We start from the raw sequence: 478 nt of genomic DNA on the forward strand, positions 1-478 counted from the left end.
CGACCAGGCAACGGCCGAACAAGTGAACCTGAAACCACGTCAACCCGCCCTGACCAGCTAGTCAGCCCCTCCCGCGCAGCGGGGGAACCTCAAGGCGCTGCTTGCCTGCCTTGCGGTCCCGCACCAGCCCGACCTCCCGGAGCACCCGCAGGTGTTTGGACGCCCCCGGCTGGGTCATCCCCAACTCCTGGGCCAACTCGGTCACCGGCTGCTCACCCGCCCGCAGTAGCAGCAGGATCTCCCGGCGCTGCGGCTCGGCGATCGCGTTGAAGACGTCCGACGTCGTCGCTGCTCGTGACATGGATTCCATCATATTCCGATATAGGTATGCGTAAAGCCGGAGGAATCAGCCGGGTCTTGTCACGCGAGCAGGACCTGACCGCCGTCTGCCTCGGTCAGGCTGCCCGACCGAATGCTCCCGAACGAAGTCGGCCGGGGGGCGCGCCCCCCCCCCCGCGGCCGGGGTGGAGGGCTACCG

1 protein-coding gene is annotated in these 478 nt (G+C 68.2%); it reads right to left on the reverse strand.

Annotated features, from left to right (window positions below; genetic code table 11):
• Nucleotides 1–61: 61 nt before the first annotated feature.
• Nucleotides 62–301, reverse strand: a complete 240-nt coding sequence (locus tag ACFWR9_RS41940) for an ArsR/SmtB family transcription factor (RefSeq protein WP_383852724.1) — start codon at nucleotides 299–301, stop codon at nucleotides 62–64.
• Between the last annotated feature and the right edge of the window lie 177 nt (nucleotides 302–478).

It is taken from the genome of Streptomyces sp. NPDC058534, from assembly GCF_042717365.1.
GTDB lineage: Bacteria > Actinomycetota > Actinomycetes > Streptomycetales > Streptomycetaceae > Streptomyces.

Bases quoted from the DNA above. Each gene is read 5' to 3' on its own strand.
- ACFWR9_RS41940 (WP_383852724.1), bottom strand. From the start codon at position 301: ATGTCACGAGCAGCGACGACGTCGGACGTCTTCAACGCGATCGCCGAG.